Source organism: Kordiimonas aquimaris, assembly GCF_025574485.1.
In the GTDB taxonomy this organism is placed as follows: Bacteria; Pseudomonadota; Alphaproteobacteria; order Sphingomonadales; family Kordiimonadaceae; genus Kordiimonas; species Kordiimonas aquimaris.
In genome coordinates this window covers 595,076-617,356 of the sequence record NZ_JAOBPO010000003.1, presented here as the reverse complement: position 1 = coordinate 617,356, position 22,281 = coordinate 595,076, and the positions used below count along the sequence as shown (strand labels likewise).

The following is a 22,281-nucleotide window of genomic DNA, read 5'->3' as shown; positions in this document are numbered from 1 at the left end:
GTTAATATCTAGCTTTGAAGTACTTCCAATGCCTTATTAATTAGGTAAGCAATATGATCACGGTGAGCGCGTGTTGCCGCATCACCCCGCCAGCGTGCCATATTATTACGAATACTCTTTAAATTTGAGAAAGCATTCGAGCGGGCAATGTTATTGTATGCTGCACCGTTAAATATATTGATGAGGCCTTTTACATACATGGTCTGTAGCTCTTGACGGTGGCTGTTAACCGCCGTTCGGCTGTCATCTTCAAATACTGCTTTTGTCAGATCGGACAAAACTTCTGTCACGCTGTAGTTATTGCCATACAGGGCGCTATCAGACATGCGTTGCATTGTTGCAGGGTGCAGAATGTGATTAAGAATATCTGCCTGAATAGTAGCAACCCGGGCATGAATTTTAGGGTCTTCCGTGCCGCCGCCATGTAGGAAGCCGCGGCGCTGGATTGCTAGGTGTTGCAGCAATACGGGGTCAGCTTCAAATGCGTTTGGTGACAAGAGGTATGTACGCAGCATCTGCATGGCCTGTTTCTGACGTCTTTCTTCCACAGGACGATACGGCGCAGTTTCACCATCTTGTCCTGCAACAGCGCGCTCTACGTAAACACCGCCGATATAACGGGAGGCAACGCGGCCTTGCCACGCCATATCTGCTGTTAGAATAACATAGGCGTTGCGTAGCTCTTGGTAACTTTGGCCATCTTTAATGAAATTTTGTCTCAGTTTCCCCATGGCGTTTTGTGCCAGCTTCATACGATCTTCGGCGAAACGGATCGCATCATCGGTCATATCGAAAACATTAACGCGTGGATCAATTCCTTTTCCGGGTGATCGCATATCATCGGCATCGTTGCCGAAAGCGAGCCCTTTTTCAGCCGAGCGGGCCAAATGTGCTGCGCGTTTTTGCGGGTCATCCATGTCAGGGTCATATCCGAACTGGATAGCCCACGTGTCATATGTGCCGGGAATTATACTATAGTAGTGTGCCTGATCTTTACCTGGAGGTGCAAAATTAATGGACGGATAATCCATAACGGAGCCAGCAAGACCATCATCCTGGGCAGATATGTCATAAGCTGTTTCGTATGAGCGGGCCTGCGTTGCACGCATGTTGTGATTAAGACCAAGAGTGTGTCCAACTTCATGTAAAATCAGATAGTGAAGCGACTCTTCAACCATCTTTTTGGACACATCGGCACCTTGCTGCAGGGTACGGGCAAGGGTTTGGCCAACCATGGTGTTCAGTTGCATATGCGCACCGATACTGCAATTCCGGTTATGGTTTCTGATCGCTTCCATAAAAGATGTTGCGGTCTCTTCTTCACCAAGAGAAAGCGCCGCACTCTCGAAAACATTGCTGGTATTGATGCGGTTCGTCAGAAACGAATACTCCAACATGATATCAGCCGCGAGCAATTGTCCTGTTCGTGGATTGGAAAAGCTAGGGCCATAACCACCGAACGGCGGTTGTGGGCTTGATGTCCACCTTAGGACATTATACCGAATGTCGCCAGCGTCCCAATCAGCATCGTCTGGTTGAATTTTAACTTGTATGGCATTTCTAAAGCCTGCTGCTTCAAATGCTGGATTCCATGCTTCAGCAGCACTCTTGATGATAGGGCGAATATCTTCCGGTGTTGTATTTTCTATCCACCATACAATCGGCTCTACTGGTTCTGAAATTGCAGCTGATGGGTCTTTTTTAACCAGATGCCACCGATTTATCATATCGCGCCAAGGTGTTGCGGAAGTGGTTGTTTGATCATTAACATAATCAATAAAGTAGCCAACACGTGCATCATCAAAACGAGGTTTGTAATCATTTTCAGGCATGGCAACCAATGTGTGCTGGACACCCACAGTGATGTTACGTGCATCTGTTATATCGAACCAGTTGCCACGATTAACAGGTGATGGATTTGAGTATACGTAATCCACAGAAACCGCAATGTTTTCTGGGTAATTATGTACGTCAGTTATACGTGTTTTACCGCTTGATAATTTGCCAAGGGAAAATGATTGTCCTGGTGGGGTACGCGGATTGTTACTGGGTTTAATCTGATCAAAGCTTTCGCCTTTAAAAAGACCGTCCACGTTAATCAGATACGTTGTTTCTTCTTCGTTAGTACCTCGAATGCGGCTTGTCGCCATCACGGAACGGGAGATATTGGCGTCTTGTGCTTTTGCTAGATTACTATCCGGATCAAAATAGAAATAAGGATTTTGTTCAACGAATGCGATTTGATTGTATTGCTTTTCTATAGTGAATACTTTTTGTGACCTAAACTGACCTCTAAAATGCCCACCTTCAACAACGCCGTTTGTTATGTGCGAAAAATAAATGAATTCTTTACCGATTTGGTCATCACGGACTTCCATGCTTAAGCTACCGTTTTTAGGGTTACGGTAAACTTTAAACAGGCCTTCCATGTAATCGTGGTCTTTGACCAATGTTTTGATCAGTGTCTTTTTTTTCTTTTTTTTATCTTTCTCTTCGTCCTTAGCGTCTTTTTCCTCTTCAGTAGGCTTCTCTTCCTCGTCCGCTTTTTCTTCAGGGTCTTCCTGCTTTTTTGTAACAGCAGGTTTCTTTGGTTTTTCTTCCTGAAGAAAACCAGTGCTTGCGCCGATTGTCGCAGTGGTAACAATTGCACCAAATGCAATACTGGTCGCAAAGCGTTTTAAAAGCTTATCGAGATTAATCACTTTTGTTGTCCCTTATTGTCTTTATCAGACATTTCTATAGTGGCCTTTATGTACATAGCTCGAGACTTAGTTTCCTTAAGCTCGAAAGCGCGGTCAATCCCCAAGAAAACCGTTCGGCTTGTTAGAATGTCTGTTGGTCTCATTTTTTGAGGCTATTGCAAACTCTGACGTGCTCGCTCAAATGTGAGCGTAAATTCTGGACAAGGTTTTTCAGGTGCGCGAACAGAATAAGCGTCTAGTACATTCTTAAATTCGAGCCGTGCCAGCACTTTTTCATATTCGTCGGACGCCAATACTGATAGCCGCGCTTCAACGCGCGCAATGAATTCTTCAACCAAGTCATCATCAAGCTTGCAGTATTTGGCACCACCAGCAACAATTGCGCTTTCCCGTGCAATTAGCAAAAGCTTGTTTTCGTTAGCATTGGCTGAAATTGTCGGTAGAAATAACACCGAGCAAGTGAGAAAGAAAAAAACATTGCGTAGCTTGTGCGTCATTACACTCTATCCATTTTTTGTGCATGGTAATGCCCGAGGAACTTGCCTTCAAATCACGTTGCCGTCAAAAAGAAAAGTCAGCTGGGCCACTAGATTGAGTAATATCTGCCCCACGGCGCTGACCGTTCACCACTGCCATAACCGAATTTGTTTGTCCTGGTAATTCTTCCAACAGCATTGTGTTCATATACTCAATACGCTTGGGTACGGTAGCCCAATTGGCTTCCATATATATGAAAATGGTTTGATTTTGGTTTTCCATACCAATGTAATCTAAATTGATAAGCTGATCGTCGATTTTCAAGGCAATGCTTTCCCGTGCATAGAGAGACATTGTCGCCTGTAGTTTGCTAAAATCGGCATCTTCGAGAAAACTCAAGCGTTCACCACTAAGAATTGAGAGTTTTGTCTCAAGTTCATGACTGTGGGTTTGCATGACGAGTTCAATAGACCCGTCATTGTTATTCCAGTCAATCTGAGTGAAGGAACCATAAACATTGTGAGCGAGCAGTGGCGGCGAAACTATCAAGGCTAGAAGCAGGGCAAACCATTGCCATTGTTTCATTCGCCATGTGTAAGCTTTAAAATAGAAACCCATTATTCGTACCCTACAACGCGGTTGCGGCCATATGACTTTGCACTATATAGCGCTTGATCTGCCCTATCCAAAGTTGTTTCGATATTGATTTCGTTGGGTTGCCACTTTGCAATGCCGATACTTGTTGTAAACCTGAACTTCTCTGCCTCACTCACGGTTTGGTGTTTCGCGGTTTGCTTGCGAATTTTCTCAGCTAAGCGGAAAGCATCATCAAGCGAACAATTCGGTAAAATAGCAGCAAACTCCTCTCCGCCCATACGCCCCACAAAACCATTGTCACCAACAACTTCAGTCATAATATGTGCAAAATCACGTATCGCAACATCACCAGCGCCGTGACCATATGTATCGTTTACGCGCTTGAAATGATCAATGTCTAGCATGAGGGCCCATATGGAGGCGTCCTCTTTGGCTGTAGATATTGTTTCCTGTGCCTTAGCGGAAAAGCGTCGCCGGTTAAGTAAGCCTGTCAATGAGTCTGTGTTGGCCAGGCGTGTAAGCTCTGCTTGTTTAGCCTCCAATTCAGCCTTTGCATGGTAAAGCTGCTCTGCCATTTCTGCGGTCCGTGCAGCATCAGCCTCAAGCATAGTTTGATGCATAGCGTGATCATCACTGACAGCTAGGTCCTGCGTTACATCTGATAAAATCCATAAACGTAGATCTGTGCCATCAATCGGCTTAGTAGACCGTTCAATAGCTCGGCCATCTTTTAATTGTAACGTATCGGAGAATTGAATTTCAGGTGATGATAGAACCGCTGTTACGATGTCGTCTGCTTGGTCGCGTTCATTCAATTGGGCATGCAGTGCTTCAAAAAGGCTTTGAACGCCGTTGCATTGTGTTTTGTTGCCTATCAAGGCCGTACAGGCATTGTTTACGCCGTGAATATTGCCGTTCATATCGGAAACAAATATAGCGTCAGAGAGCCAGTTTGGATCAATTGTCCAGTCACTTTTTAATTCGGCCCTATCCACATAAATATTTTTAAGCATAAGGATCATGTGAAACAACATGGCGACCACAAAGATGAGTAACGCGATATCTCCAAGCGGCTCAGGTATATCAATAGCTGTATCAGCAACGACAATAAGAGACGCTATCAAAGCAATACATACGGTATAAAAGTAAGCTTTTTTCATCACTAAAAACGTGCCTTAATCAAGATAAGATACCGCCGTCTATGCCATTTCAACGCATTGACGTACACTCATACGCTATCACTATTTTATGAAGAGAGGTTGAATACATAAGAGGCAGGTGCGGCAACACCTGCCACCCAAACGATTAATCATCTGTCTTTTCATCTGAGTCTTCTGTTTTATCTTTAAGGACCTCTCGCATCAAATTGCGAGATGATTTTCTTTTGAATAATTCCAAGCGAGACATGACTGGTTTTGCAGGCCATGTATTGTTTGCAGAATCAGCATCAGCAATTTCATTATAAGGATCGAGAACTACTGACTTGATTTCTTTGTCGCGCACTAGCAACTTTGTTGCGTTTTTTGGATTTCGGCGCCAGATTTCCGCTGCAATATGTACTTCCTCTGATGATCCATCAGTGTATTCCACTTTTAAGATAAGTGGCATGACAAGGCCGCCAATGTTTTCAAAATCGATGAAATATAGCTCGTGTCCGAATTTTAGTAGTTCTTTTTCCCACCCTTTGAGGCCAGCGAGCTTGCGTTGATAAGAGTTGCGGTTTCCTTGTGTTACAATGAAGTCATCGTTTTCATTATAAAAATCAAGCAGTTCTGGAAAACGATCAACGCGGCGTTCGACTTTCTCGTCGTTATTACGCATTTCAGCAATATAGACGTTATCTTTTTCTGATTTCTCGCGCTTTAGCTGATTTTCAATGTCTGGATCTTCGGTATCGATCCGCGCATGAGTAACACCGGTTATAGCAATGTCAACGTGATCTGTTGTGTAGAACCACCCACGCCAAAACCAGTCAAGGTCTTTTGACGAAGCGTCTTCCATTGTGCGGAAAAAGTCGGCCGGATAGGGGCGCTTGAATGCCCAGCGCCGTGAATATTCCTTGAATGCAAAATCAAATAATTCACGGCCCATTACAGTTTCGCGAAGGATATTGAGAGCGATTGCCGGCTTTGTATACGCATTTGGGAAGTACCCAATAATACTGTCAGACTGTGTCATTATAGGTGTCTGGTTTGGACTAACCATGTAAGGTACAGCGCGGTCAGGGTGACCATACCGTGATGGGTAATTGGCTTCCCATTCACGCTCTGCCTGGCTTTGCAGAAAACTGTTTAGTCCTTCATCCATCCATGCCCAGTTGCGCTCATCTGAGTTGACAACCATTGGGAAATAAATATGCCCGATCTCATGGATTACTACAGAGATTAGGCCGTATTTAGCACGTTTGGTATATGTGCGTGTTTCCTCGTCACCCTTTCTTTCGATCACTGGCTTGGGACCGTTGGAGGTGATCATTGGATACTCCATACCACCGCCTATAGGGCCGTTAACTGACCATGCGACAGGGTAGGGATATTCAAAAGAGTACCGGCTGTAAGTATCAAGTGTATGTGCAATTGCGTGTGTTGAATATTTGTCCCACAGCGGCATTGCCTCGTCAGGGTATAGCGACATAGCCATGACGGTGCGCCCTGATTTTGGCATTTTTACACCTAGCGCATCCCAAACAAACTTCCGCGATGAACCAAAGGCAAAATCGCGCACATTTTCTGCAGCAAAAGACCAGGTTTTTGTATCTGATGCGCGTTCTTTTTCGTTTTCGAGCGCTTCTTCACGTGTAACAATAAATATGGGTCGGTCTGCGGTTTCTGCTTGCTTCAGGCGGCTACGCTGCGCAGATGTGAGAACATCACGTGGATTTTGCAGTTCGCCAGTTGAGCCTACGATGTGATCTGCTGGTACAGTAATATCTACAGTGTAATTACCGAATTCCAGTGTGAATTCGCCCGTACCCAAAAACTGCTTGTGCTCCCACCCCTGCAGGTCGGTGTACGCCGCGAGGCGAGGAAACCATTGAGAAATGAAGTAAACGTCATTTTCGTCGCGTTCATAAGGTTCATAGCCGCCGCGCGCACCAAAGATTTTACCTTCAACAATGTTGAACCACCAGTCTATCTCAAACGAGACAGTGTCACCCGCAGCCAGCGGTTGATCCAGATCAATACGCATCATGGTATCATTGATAATGTAACTCAGGTTCTTACCAGCTGATTGAACCCGTGTGAGGTTGAAACCCCAGTCTTTGCGGTCTGTTCGCGCGATATATTCCAGTGCTGAATATGACATTCGTTTTTTTGACGCACTGCTGGCTGCCATCGCGCCGACTGCATCTGAATGTTTGGAAAAACGGTTTTGATCAAGTTGCAACCATAGATAGGTCAATGTGTCGGGTGAATTGTTTGTGTATATAACTTTCTGTGAGCCAGAAATTCTTCGATTGGCTTCATCCAGAGTTACATCAATATCGTAATCGACTTTTTGCTGCCAATAAGCATGACCCGGGGCTCCTGATCCAGTACGATAAACATTGGGTGTTGGTAGGTATTCATCCAGCTGACGAAATTTGTCCTTAAATGTGCCTTTGGTTTGTTGAATAACATCAGCGGATGCATTGAATGACAACAATGAAACCAAAACCAAAACAAAAATTCGCATGCGAGCCCTCCCCAGATCATGTCGTTTGTTCAAGCAGAACCTAAGGTAGCGAGCGGTTTATCGCAAGAAAATAGCGAAACAAGACAATAGCTAAAATTCATAATGTTTAAAACGAATTGCGAAGGGTTTGCCGGTGATAGCTCGTACCTAAATTAGAGCGCCTTTTATTCATCAAGAATGCGAGCGCCGAAGGTTTATAAAATCGACAGATTGATAGCATAGGAAAATATGATGAAATATATATTAGCAATTGCAACGCTCGGCGTTCTCGGCACAACAGCCCTTGTTGCGCAAGATGGTCCGCGCGGCATGTTTAAGCAGCTGGACAGAGATGGAAATAATGTTGTTACACATGAAGAACTTCTAAATGAAGCGCGCCAGCATTTCGCTGATTTTGACCATGATGGTAATCAACTGATTGAACTAGCTGAACTACCGCAAGAGATGCCGCTTCGCGGTCCGCAAAAACGCCGCCTGGAAAGGGTGAAAGATCGCATGGAGAAGCGAGCGGAAAGGCGCGATGAAAGCCATGAGCCTCGTATGACAGTTGAAGAAGTTGAGGATCGCATGCGGCATTCGCGCATTCAGTTCATGGCCCGCATGGACAGAGATGAAGACGAGCAGCTTACTGTTGAAGAGTTTGCAGCACCGCTTATCAAGCGATTTAAGAAAGCGGATATAGACGGTGACGGAAATGTGACCTTGGAAGAATTTGAAGATACGCAAAAAAATATGCGTCGTGGACGTCGTGATAAGCGCGGGAAAAGGCAGAGCTACTAAGCGTTTGCTTCATCATGTCATTATTTTGACAGAATGGGGTAGTTTATCCTTGTGAACTCTTGGCTGACGCATCCGAGGCTTGCCCTTTATTGAGGCTGGCGTTAGGGTGCGCCAGATTTTTGTTCCGCATAAGGATAAGCTAATGTTCAAAGGGTCAATTCCCGCACTTATTACACCGTTTAAAGAAGACGGTACAATTGATGCTGAACGTTTTCAGAAGTTTGTTAATTGGCAGATAAATCAAGGGTCTCACGGTCTTGTTCCTGTTGGCACAACAGGCGAGTCGCCTACCCTTAGTCACGATGAGCATCATCATGTAATTGAGTTGTGTGTTGAAGCTGCAGAGGGACGTGTGCCTGTTATAGCAGGCACTGGTTCCAACAACACTGCCGAAGCAATCCAGCTTACTCAATATGCCGAAAAAGCCGGTGTTTCCGGTGCATTGGTTGTAACCCCGTATTACAATAAGCCAAGTCAAGAAGGGTTATTTCAGCATTTTCAAGCGATCCATGATGCATCAAATTTACCAATTATCATTTATAATATTCCAGGCCGGTCTGTTGTTGACATGACACCTGAGACAATGGCGCGCTTATTTGAATTGCCGCGTATTGTAGGTGTAAAGGATGCAACCGGCGACCTTGATCGATGTGCTAGCCAGCGCGCAATTGTTGGCGAAGGCTTTATTCAGCTGTCGGGTGAAGATGCAACGGCTGTGGGCTTCAATGCTATGGGTGGTGTAGGCTGTATATCTGTTACTGCAAATGTGGCTCCGCGACTTTGTGCTGATATGCAAAACGCCTGTACTGCAGGTGACTTTAAAACGGCACTCGCAATCCATGACAAGTTATTAACCATGCACCGCGTTATGTTTATGGAACCAAGCCCTGCGCCGGCTAAATATGCAGCTTCACTGCTGGGAATTTGTACCGATACTGTACGTTTACCGATTTTGCCCGCAAGTGATAATGCCCGCGCACTGATTGCATCAGCTGTTAACAGGCTTGGCTTAAGCCCAGCAGAGCTGTGAAATACTGATGGCGCAAAAAAAGAAAAAACAAAGTAAACCACCTTCGCGTGTCGCCGCGGACAACAGAAAGGCGCGCCACCTTTATTTCATCGAAGATGAATTTGAAGCGGGCATTGTTTTAGCTGGAACTGAGGTAAAGTCTCTGAGGGACGGCAAAGCCAACATCAAGGAAAGCTATGCGGAAGCCAAAGACGGTGAGTTATGGCTTATTAACGCTTACATCCCTGAATTTTCACATGGCAATCGTTTCAACCACGAGCCAAGGCGACCTCGGAAACTATTAATGCATGCACGAGAAATTTCTCGACTTGGCGGTGCAGTGCAAAAGGGCGGCATGTCTCTTGTGCCACTTAAAATATATTTCAATGATCAAGGGCGCGCCAAAGTGGAGCTTGGTCTTGGTAAAGGCAAGAAGCTGCACGATAAGCGTGAAACAGAGAAACAACGTGATTGGAACCGCCAGAAAGCCCGTTTAATGAAAGATCATGCTTAGTAAGCTTTTTGTTTAAGCTTATTTTGCTTCTTCTTCCACACGCTGCAGCGCGTTCATAAACATTTCTTCAGTCAATCGTTTTGTGTTCACATTATAGCGTGAGCAGTGATAGCTATCTACCAATGTCAGTCCGTTTGGCAACTTGTGAACGGCCTCATGGGCAAACTTGTATGCCGACTGTTTCAAGCCAAAAGTTTTGATCGCTGTATCATGTGCAATTTTGCCAAGCGCCAGCATCACTTTTACCTTGGGCAGGTGTTTCAACCGGGATATAAGAAACGGTCTACAGTTATTAACTTCACTACCTATCGGCTTGTTTTGTGGTGGTACGCAGCGAACAGCATTTGTGACCATCACTTTTTTGAGTGTAAAGCCATCATTAATGTGCTGATCATAGTTTCCGGAAGACCAACCCATCTGAGCAATGCATTTGTATAACAAGTCTCCTGCATAGTCGCCGGTAAAAGGCCTGCCTGTTTGATTGGCACCTTTAAGCCCAGGTGCTAGTCCGATAATGAGAATTTCCGCGTTATCGTCGCCAAAGCTTGGTACAGCACCGTTAAAAAACGCAGGAAATTTAGCTTGATTTGCCGTTCGAAAATCAACAAGACGTGGGCACAAGTTGCAGTCTGCTGTTGGCTCTGGTGGGCATGTTTCTGGTGTCATGATCAAAACTATACCATTTGCGTTTCAAGGTGTTCTTCATAACCAGCATCCATCGGTGCATCATCGTCTTGATGCGATACCGGCCTGCCAAACAGGTCGCGCATGTTCTCCAAATCTACAAATTGATCTGCCTGGCGACGCAGTTCATCGGCAATCATGGATGGTTTTGTACGGTTTGAGCTAATAACAGTTGCGCGTAGTCCGCGGCGTTGCACTGCCTCGAGAAGGCGGCGAAAATCACCATCGCCAGAAAATAATACAACATGGTCTAACTGCTCGGATATATTGAGCATATCCACGGCAATTTCTATATCCATATTGCCTTTGATTTTACGGCGGCCACTTTCGTCTACAAATTCTTTGACCGGTTTGGTGACAAGGGTAAAGCCATTGTAATCCAGCCAATCAACAAGTGGGCGCAAGGGGCTGTATTCCTGGTCTTCCAGTAATGCCGTATAGTAAAAAGCACGAATGAGCCGCCCTTGTTCTGCAAAGTACCTGCGCAATTGTTTATAATCGATTTCCATATCGAGTGAGCGAGCAGTGGCATAAAGGTTGGAGCCATCAATAAAAAGGGCAATACGTTCTTCAGGATAAAAGATCATAAAAAATTCCAGCTAAATTAGTAAAAGTAAGGTAATCAAATAATAAGCGGCTATTTGCTAATAAATGCATGCCGCTCAGGGATAATGTGCTGTTTTTATGTATTTGTCCAATTGTTGAATATGTTGATGCCACGAAGATGAAATCAAAGCAGGGTATATTTTTAGGGATAGGTAGTAACTTATCTTTTGGTTTATTGCAGCCGTATGAGGTTTTGCAACACGCAGTACAACTCATGCCCCAATTTGGCTTGGATGTTGAGAATGCATCTTCAATCTATGAGACACCACCATACCCTGACGCGCAGCAGCCTAACTTTGCCAACGCAGTTGTTGAGGTTAAAACACATCATCAACCACATGATGTTTTGCAAGCATGCCTGGATATAGAAGAGCGCTTCAACCGAGAGCGTAGAGAGAGGTGGGGCGCGCGTACATTGGATATTGATGTGTTGGCATATAATGAAATTATACTGCCTGACATGAAATCCTGGAGCAATTTCGCACAGCTTGATGATGTGGTCATTAACGATTTGGTTTTACCGCATCCGCGCCTTCATAAGCGCATGTTTGTTCTTGTACCTTTCCAAGAAATTGCGCCGTATTGGACCCATCCGGTGTTACATCATTCTGTTGTAGAGTTTTGCAGCCAAACCCAGGTTACAGGCAATGACGGTGGCATTAAAAAGCTAAGCTCAAAACTGTTGTAAATGAGGGTTTACAGCAGAGGCTGTCGCTTGTATAAGCGTGCGCTTGAGTGAAAGGGTTAGAGCCCTTAGTACAGATTTGGAGATAAAGCATGGCTCGCGTTACTGTTGAGGATTGCGTTGATAAAGTTACAAACCGCTTTGACTTAGTGTTGGTCGCAGCCCAGCGTGCACGTCAAATTTCAGCAGGTGCTCCTCTTGAAGTTGAGCGTGATAACGATAAGAATGCTGTTGTTTCATTGCGAGAGATTGCTGAAGAAAAGATTTTTGAAGATGATCTTAAAGAATCAGCTATTCACGGTTTGCGTAAGGTTGTTGAGTCTGACGAGCCTGAAGAAGTTGATATGTCAATTTTGATGGCGGGTATGGATGATGCTGGTGGGAAGCCTGCTGAAGCTGCTGCACCTGCAGTTGAAGAAGCTTCTACCGAAACTGAGTAGTTTGATTTTCAAATGACGCTTTAAAACCCGGTTTTGCCGGGTTTTTTTATGCCTGCAGTTGGCCAGATACATCAATAACAATCTTACCTTTAGCGCGCCATGACTGACTATGATCAAAGGCAGATTGAATATCATCTAAGGTATAAATTGAGTCGATTACGCTAGTGATTTTGCCGCAGCCAATCAGATCAGCTATCGCGGTAAGGTCTTCTGGAACCGGCTTTACTACAATAAGCTGTGTTCGTTTATGCTTGCCTGGCATAATGAGTGATGCGACCCAGCTTTTAGTTGCTTCAAACACTGTTTTTGCGTTTGGTATTGTCGTTACGTAGCGTCCGCCAGCTTTTAAGCATTTTGTGGCACGCCTCGGACTTGAGCGACCAATAACATCGTAAACCACATCGAACGTTGCCTCATATTCTTCAAAGTTGTTCTCTGCGTAATCCAGCACTTCATCCGCATCCAGTTGTTTGCACATTTTAATGTTTTTTCCACTACAAACAGCAACCACTTTTGCGCCGTGTGCTTTTGCAATCTGGACCCCATATGTGCCAACACCACCTGATGCACCGTTAATAAGGATTGTTTCGCTTGGTTTCAGTTGGGCAAGTCTGTGAATTGTCTGATAGCTGGTCATACCGGCACAAGGAATTGCTGCGGCATCAGCATGGCTTATTGTCTCTGGTTTTAGGGCAATGGCATTTGCACGGATTTTAATATATTCGGCAAAGGCACCAAATTGTCCTTTGAGCGGCTGCATCCCAAAAACGGTATCGCCAACTTTGAAGTGTTTTACGTTCGCGCCGCACGCAGTAATAGTGCCGGAAAAGTCGCTGCCGAGCGTTGCTGGTAGTGGTTCTACAAAACGTTTTCCTTGATATACACCGCGCATCAATAACCAGTCACGAGGATTAACAGAGGCAGCTTCTACTTTTACAAGTACCTCGTTATGCCCAATGCTCGGAACGGGAATATCTTCGACATGTAGAACACCATGTCGCCCATAACTGTGAATAACAGCAGCTTTCATTGCGATCTCTGTTTCTTTTCCTTTGATAAATATCACTTTAGCGCTTTAATTGGATAAATGGGCTGAAATTACTTTTTGGAAAGGCTATTTGTTGCTGTGCGGATTAAGTGGTCAAAAAAGGTAGAGTTTTAAGTGATAAGACAGTTTGAACTCGTTGATAAGGTTCGCGCCTATGATCAAAATGTTGATGAGGCGCTTTTGAACCGTGCTTATGTATTTGCAATGCAGGCACATGGCACGCAAACGCGCGCTTCTGGTGACCCATATTTTTCTCATCCGCTGGAAGTGGCTGGTATTCTTACTGATATGAAACTGGACAGTGATACCATTGCTACTGCATTGCTGCATGATGTTATCGAAGATACTGTCGCGACTGTTGAGCAAATCACTGATTTGTTTGGACCGAAGATTGCCGAAATGGTTGATGGTGTAACCAAGCTTTCTAAAATTGAAATGCAGGCAGAAACAACACGTCAGGCAGAAAACTTCCGTAAGTTTTTGCTGGCAATGTCGAATGATATTCGTGTGCTACTCGTGAAGCTAGCAGACCGCCTGCATAATATGCGCACCTTACATCATATCTCCAAGCCCGAGAAGCGCCGTCGTATATCGCTTGAAACGCTAGAGATATACGCTCCGCTGGCTGAGCGGATTGGAATGCACGTTCTCAAAGATGAACTGGAACATTTGTCTTTTGGGAACCTTGATGCCGAGGCAATGGAATCTATTACCGCACGCCTTAATTTTCTTATTGAAGAAAACCCTGACCTTGAACGTGAAATGGTAGCAGCTTTGCAAGAGCTGATGGATATTTCCGGTATTAAGGCAACTGTGAATGGCCGTATTAAAAAACCATATTCCATATGGCGAAAAATGGAGCGGCAAAACATCAGCTTTGAGCAGCTTTCAGATGTTATGGCTTTCAGGGTTATTGTCGATAGTGAAGACGAGTGTTACCGCGCACTCGGTGTTGTACATCGGCGTTATTCAACAATTCCAGGGCGGTTTAAAGATTACATTTCAACACCGAAGCGTAACTTCTATCGCTCTATTCATACCGCTGTGATCGGGCCGAAGAACAGGCGCCTGGAAATTCAGGTGCGTACACATGATATGCACGCAGAGGCGGAGCTAGGTGTTGCGGCTCATTGGCAATATAAGCAGGGCACCGAAAGTGTTGAAGGTTCGCAGTATGTTTGGGTCAGGGAGTTGCTTGAAATTCTTGAACATGCGCAAGACCCGGAAGAATTTTTGGAGCATACTAAACTCGCAATGTTCCAAGACAAGGTTTTTTGCTTTACGCCCAAAGGGGAATTGATTTCGCTGCCACGCGGTTCGTCTACAGTTGATTTTGCTTATGCCGTACACACTGAAGTTGGAGACCACTGTGTCGGAGCGAAGGTAAATGGTCGTATGGTGCCACTGCGGCATCAACTGCATAATGGAGATCAGGTAGAGATTTTAACCTCAAAAGCACAAACACCATCCGATAGATGGGACGCGTTTGTCGTAACCGGTAAAGCACGCTCGGCCATTAGGCGTCATGTTCGCCATACAAGGCATGAGGAATTCCACGGATTAGGCCGTTCTCTCATTGAAAAGGCTTGCAAGCGTTTGGGTTTGGATTTTTCAACAGCAGCAATGCAGGAAGCAGCCAGTGTACTTAATGTTGGTGACTTGGATGCATTGTATGTTGCGATCGGTGAAGGCGTTTTGCCGGAAGAGGCTGTGCTGGAGGCTGCGTTTCCCGGTTTTCAAATGGATACGCGTTCCGACAAACTGCCCGCTGTGCATGATGATTGGCAGCATACACGAGGACAAACAGGCCCGATTACAGGTGTTGATTCTTCTGTCGCGCTTCACATGGCCGAATGTTGTCATCCTGTTAGGGGTGACAGAGTTGTCGGTATTCGCGTCGAGGGTCGCGGTGTGGAAGTTCACACCATAGATTGCGGTAAGTTAGCGAGCTATGATGACAAACCTGAACTGTGGGTTGATTTGGGGTGGCGTGAAGCTGCGGAAGATGATGTATATTATGTGGCACGTTTGCACCTTGAGGTTTTGAATGAACGCGGTGCATTGGCCTCAATCGCTGCAGTGGTTGCTAAAGCCGGTGGTAACATGTCCAATTTAGAAATACTGGAACGTGATCCAGAATTTTGCATCATGTGTGTCGAGGTTGATGTGCAGGATGTGAAGCATTTGAATGATATTGCGCGCGCATTACGCGTGAACCGCGTAATAGAACGGGTCGATCGGGTTACTGGTTAACTCGCTTCGCAGATTTATATGTTGATTGCGTGCCTTCTACCGCGCTGGCAGCAACATCTATCGATAAAAACTTGACGTACTGATGTGTAAGTTCTATCCGCCACTAACAGTTATTCTATCATTAAATAAACGCTGCGGCGCTTAATCTGGAGGCATCCATGGATCAAGAAACAGTTCTGAATGAATTTCGTGCTGCTGGTGCATTACTTGAAGGACATTTTAAACTGTCATCTGGGCTTCACAGCCCGGTTTATTTGCAATGTGCGCGGGTGTTAATGGACCCTAAGCGAGCTGATAGATTGTGTACTGCATTTGCCGAGAAATTACGCGCAACTAACGTGTCTGTTGATTTGGTGGTTAGTCCTGCCATGGGTGGTGTGGTTGTGGGCTATGAAGTGGCGCGGCAACTTGGCGTGCCAGGCATATTCACTGAGCGTGTTGATGGTGAATTTGCATTGCGCCGTGGATTTGAAATCCCGAAAGGCGCAAACATTTTAATGATGGAAGATATCATCACCACTGGGTTGTCCTCGCGTGAGTGTATCAAAACAATAACTGAATGGGGTGGTAATGTCGTTGCAGCTGGGTGTTTGATTAACCGGTCTGGTGGGCGAGCGGAAGTAGGAGCGCCGGTTACAGCGCTCGCTACGATTGATGCGCCAACATATACGGCGGATACTGTTCCAGAGTCTTTGCGCGCTATTCCGGCAATTAAACCAGGTAGTCGAGGCTTAAAAGCTTAGTTTTGAGTGTAATATGTTGTTTCGTCGTCGTCATAAACCGTCTTTTTGGGCTAACTTGCGAAGCTGGCTTTGGCCAAAGTCTGGGTGGCGCCGTGCCGGTATCTATGTTTGGCATAGGTTAGCCCGTTTACCCGGAACACCGCACTCAATTGCTGTTGGCTTTGCCAGCGGTGTCGCCGTTTCATTCACGCCTTTTTTAGGATTACATATCCTGATTGCCATAGCGGTTACTGCACTTTTTCGCGGTAATTTTCTCGCGGCGGTCATTGGTACTGTTGTTGGTAATCCATGGACGTTTCCGTTATTTTTTGCGCTTACCAATAGTGTTGGCGGTCTTATTTTGGGCACCGAGAGTATGGCGGCTGTGCCGGTTTGGAACTGGGACGCTGTTTTTAATGCCCCGCTTGATTACATGGTTGATTTCATTCCCATTGTATTTCCATTAATTGTTGGGGGAATCCCGATTGCGACAGTTGTTTGGATTATATCTTATTTGGTTTTCAAAGGGCTGCTGACCAAGTATCGTATGCGCAAGATTCAAAAAAATCAGCGATCTACTGATACCGGAGATAATCTTGATGAGCACGCGTAAAAGTAGTCAGAAGTTACGCCTTGGTGTTAACATTGATCATGTTGCAACTATTCGTAATGCGCGTGGTATTCGCCATCCAGACCCTGTTCGTGCTGCTGGTCTTGCTGTTAGGGCAGGGGCTGATGGGATTACGGCTCATTTGCGTGAAGATCGCCGGCATATTTCGGATGAAGATATAGCAACGCTATCTGATGTACTAACCGTTCCTCTTAATCTTGAGATGGCAGCTACAGATGAAATGCTTGAAATTGCGCTGCGCCATCGCCCGCATGCAGTTTGTATCGTACCAGAAAAAAGACAGGAACTAACAACTGAAGGTGGGCTTGATGCCGCCGGGCAGCATAATAGGCTCAAACATTATGTAGATGAATTGGTGCGCGCTGGATCACGTGTCAGTTTATTTATTGATCCGGACAAGTCGCAGATTGACGCTGCAATGACCCTTGGTGCCCCCGTTGTAGAATTACACACAGGCGCTTACTGTGAATTGTCAGGTAAGCCTCAGGAAGAAGAGCTGGGCCGCATTCAATCAGCCGCGAAGTACGGTGCTTCGCTTGGTCTTGAAGTACATGCAGGACACGGCCTTTCATACGATACGGTCAAGCCGATTGCCGTTATTCCGGAATTACACGAGTTAAACATTGGTCACTTTTTGATTGGAGAAGCTATTTTCCACGGTCTTGAAGCGTCCATTAAGCAAATGCGCCGTCTCATGGATGAGGCTCGGGCTTAAGAATGGAACGTGTAGCAAAGTCGAAGCCATCCCGTTTTATTAAAAAACTTGCCGGATATACCTTTACCCAAACCAGCTTGCTTGATGAGGCTCTCACACATCCTTCTTTGTCAGGAAACTATAATTACCAACGTCTGGAGTTTTTAGGTGACCGTGTTTTGGGGCTTGTGGTGTCCACTTGGCTGCTGGAGGAATATCCAAACGAGGCAGAAGGTAGGCTAAATCAAAGGTTTACCGCACTTGTACGCAGAGAGACTTTAGCTGAGATGTCAGTTAAGCTCGGTATTGTTAAGGCATTGAAGCTAACCCCTGGCGCTGAGCAGGAAGGCACGCGCGATAAAGAAGCTATCCAGGCGGATGTTTGCGAGTCTTTTATTGGCGCACTATATCTTGATGGTGGTTTTGATGCTGCAAATGTCTTTATTCGAGAACATTGGAAATCTTTAATCGGCGCTGGGCCAAGTGCTTTTAAAGATAGCAAAACTATATTGCAGGAATGGTGTCAGGCGCGCAGCATTGCAGTGCCAAATTATAATGTAATCGAACAGACTGGGCCGGACCATAATCCTGTATTTACCATCGAGGTGAGTATCGATGGTCATGGTACAGCACGTGCATCAGGTTCAGCTAAACGCATAGCCGAGCAGGCCGCTGCGCAGGAACTATTCGATATTTTAACCGGAGAAAATTAATGGCTGATAGCCAAGAACCTCATGTTGGTTCCGCGAATGATAACCCAGAAAAATGCGGGTTTGTTGCCATTATTGGTGCCCCTAACGCTGGTAAGTCAACGCTACTAAATGAACTGGTTGGTGCCAAGGTTGCGATTGTAACCCACAAGGTACAGACAACGCGCACGCGCATTACCGGTATCGGTATGCATGAAAATACACAACTTGTGTTTATCGACACACCCGGGATATTTGAGCCAAAGCGCCGCCTTGATCGTGCAATGGTTAATGCTGCATGGAAAGGCTCCGAGGATGCGGAAACAACAGTATTGGTTGTTGACGCAAAAAAAGGGCTAACGCCTGAAGTTGAACGTATTATTGACGGATTGAAAGCAGCTGGCCGAAATGCTGTTTTGGCACTCAATAAAATTGATAGCATCAAGCGAGATACATTGCTCGCGCTTGCGCAAAGTATGAATGAAAAAGATGTATTCACAGATATATTCATGATTTCAGCACTCTCTGGTGATGGTGTGTCGGACCTCAAGGGGTATCTGTCTGATCTTGCGCCTGTTGGGCCATGGATGTATCCAGAGGATCAAATTTCGGACACAACCATGCGTTTGCTGGCGGCTGAAATAACCCGCGAAAAAGTGTATCTGCGTCTTCATGAAGAATTACCTTATGCCATTACAGTTGAAACTGAGGCGTGGGAAGACAAGCCTGATGGTTCTGTAAGAATTGAGCAGGTTATCCATGTGCAGCGCGATACCCAAAAAGGCATTGTGATTGGCAAAGGTGGTTCAATGTTGAAAACCCTTGGGCAAATGGCGCGTGAAGACATGACCGAGAACTTTGACCGTAAGGTGCACTTGTTTCTGCATGTGCGCGTTACTGAAAAGTGGGCAGACGACAAAACGATGTTCCAGGATATGGGGCTTGAATATGTTGACTAACATTAGAGCTACATAAAGTGGAGTGGACGGACGAGGGTATAGTGCTTTCCGTCAACCGTTTTGGTGAAAATGACGCCGTTCTAGAAGTGATGAGCCGTGCACATGGACGTGCGCGTGGTTTTGTTAAGGGAGGCATGGGGCGCCGGAACAAAGCCAACCTTCAGCCCGGCAATATGCTGTCACTTACTTGGCGTTCACGAATTGAAGCAAATCTTGGGCGCTTTCAACTAGAGTTAATACATAGCCCGCTCGGTAATCTTATCAGTGATGGACGGCGGATGTCTGCATTAGCCGCGGTTACAGCAGTTGTTGCCAGCACAATGCCTGAAAGAGAATCTCATCAAGGCGTTTATCAAGCTTTGCAAGGCTATGTCTCACTTCTTGAAGCCGAAGAAGGAACGTCAGCGCATTGGGCTGCCGCATTGGCGCAGATAGAACATGGTATTTTAAACGAACTTGGTTACGGCCTTGACCTGACTACTTGTGCGGCTACCGGGCGTCAGGATGATCTTATCTATGTATCCCCAAAGTCTGGTTGTGCAGTATCAAGTGAAGCAGGCGCACCATACAAGGATAAGCTTTTGGCGTTGCCATCATTCTTGATAAATGCTGATGAAGGTGAGCGGTCAATGCGGTCCGCTATACAAGGATTGAAATTAACAGGATATTTTCTTGAGCGAAACGTCTGGATTGTAGCAGGAAATGGCCAACCTGATGCGCGTGAACGGTTTGTTTCAAGCATTCAACGCTAGTCACAGGCGGAAGTTCACGGCTAAACACTGAGGCTTGAAAACTTTTTGTGGATAACCACAACATCTTGTGGTTTTTCGTCATTTGCTTGATATATTCAAGGTATGACAGAACTAGCACCAGAAAACATTGTTGAGGCACCGTTTGCGGACGCCTTGAGCGAACGCTATTTAGCGTATGCGCTATCTACAATCATGTCGCGGTCATTGCCTGATGTGCGTGACGGATTAAAGCCGGTACACAGGCGGTTGCTTTATGCCATGCGGCTTTTGAAGCTGGACCCTAAAACCGGCTATAAGAAATGTGCGCGTGTTGTTGGTGATGTTATCGGTAAATATCATCCGCACGGTGATCAGTCAGTTTATGACGCATTGGTGCGTTTGGCGCAGGACTTCTCTGTTCGCTACCCGCTAGTGGACGGCCAGGGTAACTTCGGAAATATTGACGGCGATAACGCCGCAGCTATGCGGTACACCGAGGCGCGCCTAACCGAAGTCGCGGCATTGTTGATGGATGGCCTCGACGAAGACGCTGTTGATTTCCGCGATACATATGACGGTGAAGACGAAGAACCACTCGTCTTTCCTGGTGCTTTCCCAAATTTACTTGCCAATGGCTCCAGTGGTATTGCTGTAGGCATGGCCACGAATATCCCGCCTCACAATGTAGGCGAATTGATGGACGGCCTTCAATTGTTGATTGAGGCGCGCCGTGATCCTTCTTTGGAGGTTACAACAGCAAAGCTTCTAGACTACATCCCGGGACCTGATTTCCCAACGGGCGGTCTGATGGTTGAGCCGCGTGAAAGTATTATTCAGTCATATGAAACTGGTCGTGGCAGTTTCCGTGTGCGCGCTAAGTGGGAAAAAGAAGAGTTGCCTCGCGGACTGTATAATATTGTTATCACTGAAATTCCCTATCAGGTTCAAAAATCAAAGTTGATAGAAAAAATTGCAGAGCTTGTTTCAGACAAGAAACTGCCCATCTTGGCTGATGTGCGGGATGAATCTGCTGAAGATATGCGCATTGTACTTGAGCCGAAAAACCGAACTATCGACGAGAAGATGTTGATGGAAAGCCTGTTCAAGCTGACAGAACTTGAAACACGGTTTTCCCTTAATCTCAACGTGATTGCTTCTGATCAGCGCCCACGTGTGCTCTCACTCAAAGAAACGCTTGATAGTTTCCTGGATCATCAGGTTGATGTGCTGATCCGGCGTAGTAATTTCCGCCTGCGTAAAATTGAACGCCGTCTTGAGATATTATCAGGGTATCTGATTGCCTACCTTAATCTTGATGAAGTGATCCGCATAATCCGCGAAGAAGACGATGCCAAACTGTCTTTGATGCAGACTTTTAAGCTAACGGACAATCAAGCCGAAGCCATTTTAAATATGAGACTGCGCGCCTTGCGTAAGCTTGAAGAGATGGAAATTCGCACCGAGCATAACAAGCTTGAAGAAGAACAAAGCAAATTACAGGCGCTGGTCGCGTCAAAAAAACTGCAGTGGCTTGCAGTTGGTGACAAGTTTGCTGATGTGAAGAAACGATTTGGTCAGGAAACAGAACTTGGTAAACGGCGTACCAAGTTTGGTGAGGCGCCGATTTCTGAAGCAATTCCGCTGGAAGCGATGATCGAGAAAGAGCCCATTACCGTTGTATGCTCTAAGCGCGGTTGGATACGGGCACTTAAAGGCCATACCAAACCTGAGGAAGTCCTGAAGTATAAGGAAGGTGACGAAGAAAAGTTTCGTTTCCATGCCTACACAACCGATAAGATTTTCGTATTTGGTAGCAACGGCAAGATATACACACTCGGTGGTGATAAACTGCCCGGTGGGCGTGGTAACGGCGAGCCCTTGCGTATCATGGTGGATATGGATGCCAATGACGAAGTTGTGTGCTTATTACCGTACATACCGGGCGGTAAGATGCTGGTCGCCAGTTCTATAGGCAAAGGTTTTGTCGTTGAGGCTGATAACGCTGTTGCTATGACAAAAGGTGGTAAGCAAATCATCAATTTACCGGGTGACGCGGTGGCAACACACTGTATGCCTGTTGAGGGTGACAGCGTTGCTGTAATTGGCAAAAACCGGAAATTGCTCGTATTTTCTATCGATGAATTGCCGACAATGAACCGCGGACAAGGCGTTGTACTGCAACGTTACAAAGATGGAGGTATGGTTGATATCATAACCTTCCACCGTGAAAGCGGACTGACGTGGCCAATGGGCGGTTCAGGTGATCGTTGGCGCACAGAAACTGAGCTTACACCATGGACAGGCAAGCGCGGCAACGCAGGTCGTTTGCCACCAATGGGTTTCCCGCGTAACAACAAGTTTCGTTAAGGTAGTTGTCGTCAGATA

21 protein-coding genes are annotated in these 22,281 nt (G+C 45.9%); 13 read left to right on the top strand and 8 right to left on the bottom strand.

Features of this window, described 5'->3' with window-relative positions:
- Positions 1-8 precede the first annotated feature (8 nt).
- The 5 genes from OEU88_RS12635 to OEU88_RS12615 form a co-directional block, all read right to left on the bottom strand.
- Positions 9-2,702, bottom strand: coding sequence for a zinc-dependent metalloprotease (locus OEU88_RS12635; RefSeq protein ID WP_262695543.1), 2,694 nt, complete (start codon positions 2,700-2,702; stop codon positions 9-11).
- Between the two features lie 152 nt (positions 2,703-2,854).
- Entirely contained in the window at positions 2,855-3,199 is a 345-nt protein-coding gene (locus tag OEU88_RS12630; protein WP_262695542.1) for a hypothetical protein, read from the bottom strand.
- Positions 3,200-3,263: 64 nt separating this feature from the next.
- On the bottom strand, positions 3,264-3,797 hold the full coding sequence (locus OEU88_RS12625) for a DUF6702 family protein (RefSeq protein ID WP_262695541.1): 534 nt from the start codon (positions 3,795-3,797) through the stop codon (positions 3,264-3,266).
- Positions 3,797-4,936, bottom strand: a complete 1,140-nt coding sequence (locus tag OEU88_RS12620; RefSeq protein ID WP_262695540.1) for a GGDEF domain-containing protein — start codon at positions 4,934-4,936, stop codon at positions 3,797-3,799. Before OEU88_RS12620 ends, OEU88_RS12625 begins: the two co-directional genes overlap by 1 nt.
- A 145-nt stretch (positions 4,937-5,081) precedes the next feature.
- Positions 5,082-7,451 carry a M1 family metallopeptidase gene (locus OEU88_RS12615; RefSeq protein ID WP_262695539.1) on the bottom strand — a complete coding sequence of 790 codons (2,370 nt, stop codon included), beginning with the start codon at positions 7,449-7,451 and terminating at the stop codon, positions 5,082-5,084.
- A gap of 231 nt (positions 7,452-7,682) precedes the next feature.
- On the opposite strand from OEU88_RS12615, the gene OEU88_RS12610 reads away from it, so the two are divergent.
- The 3 genes from OEU88_RS12610 (at position 7,683) to smpB (ending at position 9,754) form a co-directional block, all read left to right on the top strand.
- Positions 7,683-8,231 carry an EF-hand domain-containing protein gene (locus OEU88_RS12610; protein ID WP_262695538.1) on the top strand — a complete coding sequence of 183 codons (549 nt, stop codon included), beginning with the start codon at positions 7,683-7,685 and terminating at the stop codon, positions 8,229-8,231.
- A gap of 142 nt (positions 8,232-8,373) precedes the next feature.
- Complete coding sequence (gene dapA / locus OEU88_RS12605) at positions 8,374-9,261, top strand: 4-hydroxy-tetrahydrodipicolinate synthase (protein ID WP_262695537.1); 888 nt, start codon at positions 8,374-8,376, stop codon at positions 9,259-9,261.
- Between the two features lie 7 nt (positions 9,262-9,268).
- Positions 9,269-9,754, top strand: a complete 486-nt coding sequence (smpB, locus tag OEU88_RS12600; RefSeq protein WP_262695536.1) for an SsrA-binding protein SmpB — start codon at positions 9,269-9,271, stop codon at positions 9,752-9,754.
- Positions 9,755-9,772: 18 nt separating this feature from the next.
- On the opposite strand, the gene OEU88_RS12595 is transcribed toward smpB, so the two are convergent.
- Together OEU88_RS12595 and OEU88_RS12590 are read right to left on the bottom strand one after the other, a co-directional pair.
- On the bottom strand, positions 9,773-10,420 hold the full coding sequence (locus OEU88_RS12595; protein ID WP_262695535.1) for a uracil-DNA glycosylase: 648 nt from the start codon (positions 10,418-10,420) through the stop codon (positions 9,773-9,775).
- Positions 10,421-10,428: 8 nt separating this feature from the next.
- The gene (locus tag OEU88_RS12590) at positions 10,429-11,025 is read right to left on the bottom strand and encodes a LabA-like NYN domain-containing protein (protein ID WP_262695534.1); all 597 of its coding nucleotides are present in this window, start codon (positions 11,023-11,025) and stop codon (positions 10,429-10,431) included.
- Positions 11,026-11,162: 137 nt separating this feature from the next.
- Here OEU88_RS12590 and folK point away from each other — a divergent pair, with 137 nt between their 5' ends.
- Positions 11,163-11,732, top strand: a complete 570-nt coding sequence (gene folK / locus OEU88_RS12585; protein WP_262695533.1) for a 2-amino-4-hydroxy-6-hydroxymethyldihydropteridine diphosphokinase — start codon at positions 11,163-11,165, stop codon at positions 11,730-11,732.
- A gap of 89 nt (positions 11,733-11,821) precedes the next feature.
- Entirely contained in the window at positions 11,822-12,169 is a 348-nt protein-coding gene (rpoZ, locus tag OEU88_RS12580) for a DNA-directed RNA polymerase subunit omega (protein WP_262695532.1), read from the top strand.
- Positions 12,170-12,215: 46 nt separating this feature from the next.
- On the opposite strand, the gene OEU88_RS12575 is transcribed toward rpoZ, so the two are convergent.
- On the bottom strand, positions 12,216-13,235 hold the full coding sequence (locus OEU88_RS12575; protein ID WP_262695531.1) for an NAD(P)-dependent alcohol dehydrogenase: 1,020 nt from the start codon (positions 13,233-13,235) through the stop codon (positions 12,216-12,218).
- A gap of 96 nt (positions 13,236-13,331) precedes the next feature.
- On the opposite strand from OEU88_RS12575, the gene OEU88_RS12570 reads away from it, so the two are divergent.
- The 8 genes from OEU88_RS12570 to parC all read left to right on the top strand — a co-directional run bounded on the left by OEU88_RS12570 (position 13,332) and on the right by parC (position 22,263).
- Positions 13,332-15,470 (top strand): RelA/SpoT family protein, encoded by a 2,139-nt coding sequence (locus OEU88_RS12570; RefSeq protein ID WP_262695530.1) that lies wholly within the window; start codon positions 13,332-13,334, stop codon positions 15,468-15,470.
- A 158-nt stretch (positions 15,471-15,628) separates the two neighbouring features.
- A complete protein-coding gene (gene pyrE / locus OEU88_RS12565) occupies positions 15,629-16,213 on the top strand; it encodes an orotate phosphoribosyltransferase (RefSeq protein WP_262695529.1) in 585 nt (194 codons plus the stop codon).
- A 13-nt stretch (positions 16,214-16,226) separates the two neighbouring features.
- Positions 16,227-16,805: a DUF2062 domain-containing protein gene (locus OEU88_RS12560; RefSeq protein ID WP_262695528.1), complete on the top strand. Its 579-nt coding sequence runs from the start codon at positions 16,227-16,229 to the stop codon at positions 16,803-16,805.
- The gene (locus OEU88_RS12555; RefSeq protein WP_262695527.1) at positions 16,792-17,538 is read left to right on the top strand and encodes a pyridoxine 5'-phosphate synthase; all 747 of its coding nucleotides are present in this window, start codon (positions 16,792-16,794) and stop codon (positions 17,536-17,538) included. Before OEU88_RS12560 ends, OEU88_RS12555 begins: the two co-directional genes overlap by 14 nt.
- Before the next feature lie 2 nt (positions 17,539-17,540).
- Positions 17,541-18,230, top strand: coding sequence for a ribonuclease III (rnc, locus tag OEU88_RS12550; RefSeq protein ID WP_262695526.1), 690 nt, complete (start codon positions 17,541-17,543; stop codon positions 18,228-18,230).
- The gene (gene era / locus OEU88_RS12545) at positions 18,230-19,165 is read left to right on the top strand and encodes a GTPase Era (protein WP_262695525.1); all 936 of its coding nucleotides are present in this window, start codon (positions 18,230-18,232) and stop codon (positions 19,163-19,165) included. The genes rnc and era overlap by 1 nt, the downstream gene beginning before the upstream one ends.
- Positions 19,166-19,182: 17 nt before the next feature.
- Complete coding sequence (gene recO, locus OEU88_RS12540; RefSeq protein ID WP_262695524.1) at positions 19,183-19,917, top strand: DNA repair protein RecO; 735 nt, start codon at positions 19,183-19,185, stop codon at positions 19,915-19,917.
- A 102-nt stretch (positions 19,918-20,019) separates the two neighbouring features.
- Positions 20,020-22,263, top strand: a complete 2,244-nt coding sequence (gene parC, locus OEU88_RS12535) for a DNA topoisomerase IV subunit A (RefSeq protein WP_262695523.1) — start codon at positions 20,020-20,022, stop codon at positions 22,261-22,263.
- The last annotated feature ends 18 nt before the right edge of the window (positions 22,264-22,281 follow it).

Excerpts from the sequence above, each read along its gene's own strand:
- OEU88_RS12595 (WP_262695535.1), bottom strand. The coding sequence starts at position 10,420 with ATGACACCAGAAACATGCCCACCAGAGCCAACAGCAGACTGCAACTTG.
- OEU88_RS12560 (WP_262695528.1), top strand. The coding sequence starts at position 16,227 with ATGTTGTTTCGTCGTCGTCATAAACCGTCTTTTTGGGCTAACTTGCGA.
- OEU88_RS12625 (WP_262695541.1), bottom strand. The coding sequence starts at position 3,797 with ATGGGTTTCTATTTTAAAGCTTACACATGGCGAATGAAACAATGGCAA.
- pyrE (WP_262695529.1), top strand. The coding sequence starts at position 15,629 with ATGGATCAAGAAACAGTTCTGAATGAATTTCGTGCTGCTGGTGCATTA.
- rnc (WP_262695526.1), top strand. The coding sequence starts at position 17,541 with ATGGAACGTGTAGCAAAGTCGAAGCCATCCCGTTTTATTAAAAAACTT.
- parC (WP_262695523.1), top strand. The coding sequence starts at position 20,020 with ATGACAGAACTAGCACCAGAAAACATTGTTGAGGCACCGTTTGCGGAC.
- OEU88_RS12555 (WP_262695527.1), top strand. The coding sequence starts at position 16,792 with ATGAGCACGCGTAAAAGTAGTCAGAAGTTACGCCTTGGTGTTAACATT.
- OEU88_RS12610 (WP_262695538.1), top strand. The coding sequence starts at position 7,683 with ATGAAATATATATTAGCAATTGCAACGCTCGGCGTTCTCGGCACAACA.
- OEU88_RS12620 (WP_262695540.1), bottom strand. The coding sequence starts at position 4,936 with ATGAAAAAAGCTTACTTTTATACCGTATGTATTGCTTTGATAGCGTCT.
- OEU88_RS12615 (WP_262695539.1), bottom strand. The coding sequence starts at position 7,451 with ATGCGAATTTTTGTTTTGGTTTTGGTTTCATTGTTGTCATTCAATGCA.
- smpB (WP_262695536.1), top strand. The coding sequence starts at position 9,269 with ATGGCGCAAAAAAAGAAAAAACAAAGTAAACCACCTTCGCGTGTCGCC.
- folK (WP_262695533.1), top strand. The coding sequence starts at position 11,163 with ATGAAATCAAAGCAGGGTATATTTTTAGGGATAGGTAGTAACTTATCT.
- era (WP_262695525.1), top strand. The coding sequence starts at position 18,230 with ATGGCTGATAGCCAAGAACCTCATGTTGGTTCCGCGAATGATAACCCA.
- rpoZ (WP_262695532.1), top strand. The coding sequence starts at position 11,822 with ATGGCTCGCGTTACTGTTGAGGATTGCGTTGATAAAGTTACAAACCGC.
- OEU88_RS12590 (WP_262695534.1), bottom strand. The coding sequence starts at position 11,025 with ATGATCTTTTATCCTGAAGAACGTATTGCCCTTTTTATTGATGGCTCC.
- dapA (WP_262695537.1), top strand. The coding sequence starts at position 8,374 with ATGTTCAAAGGGTCAATTCCCGCACTTATTACACCGTTTAAAGAAGAC.
- OEU88_RS12630 (WP_262695542.1), bottom strand. The coding sequence starts at position 3,199 with ATGACGCACAAGCTACGCAATGTTTTTTTCTTTCTCACTTGCTCGGTG.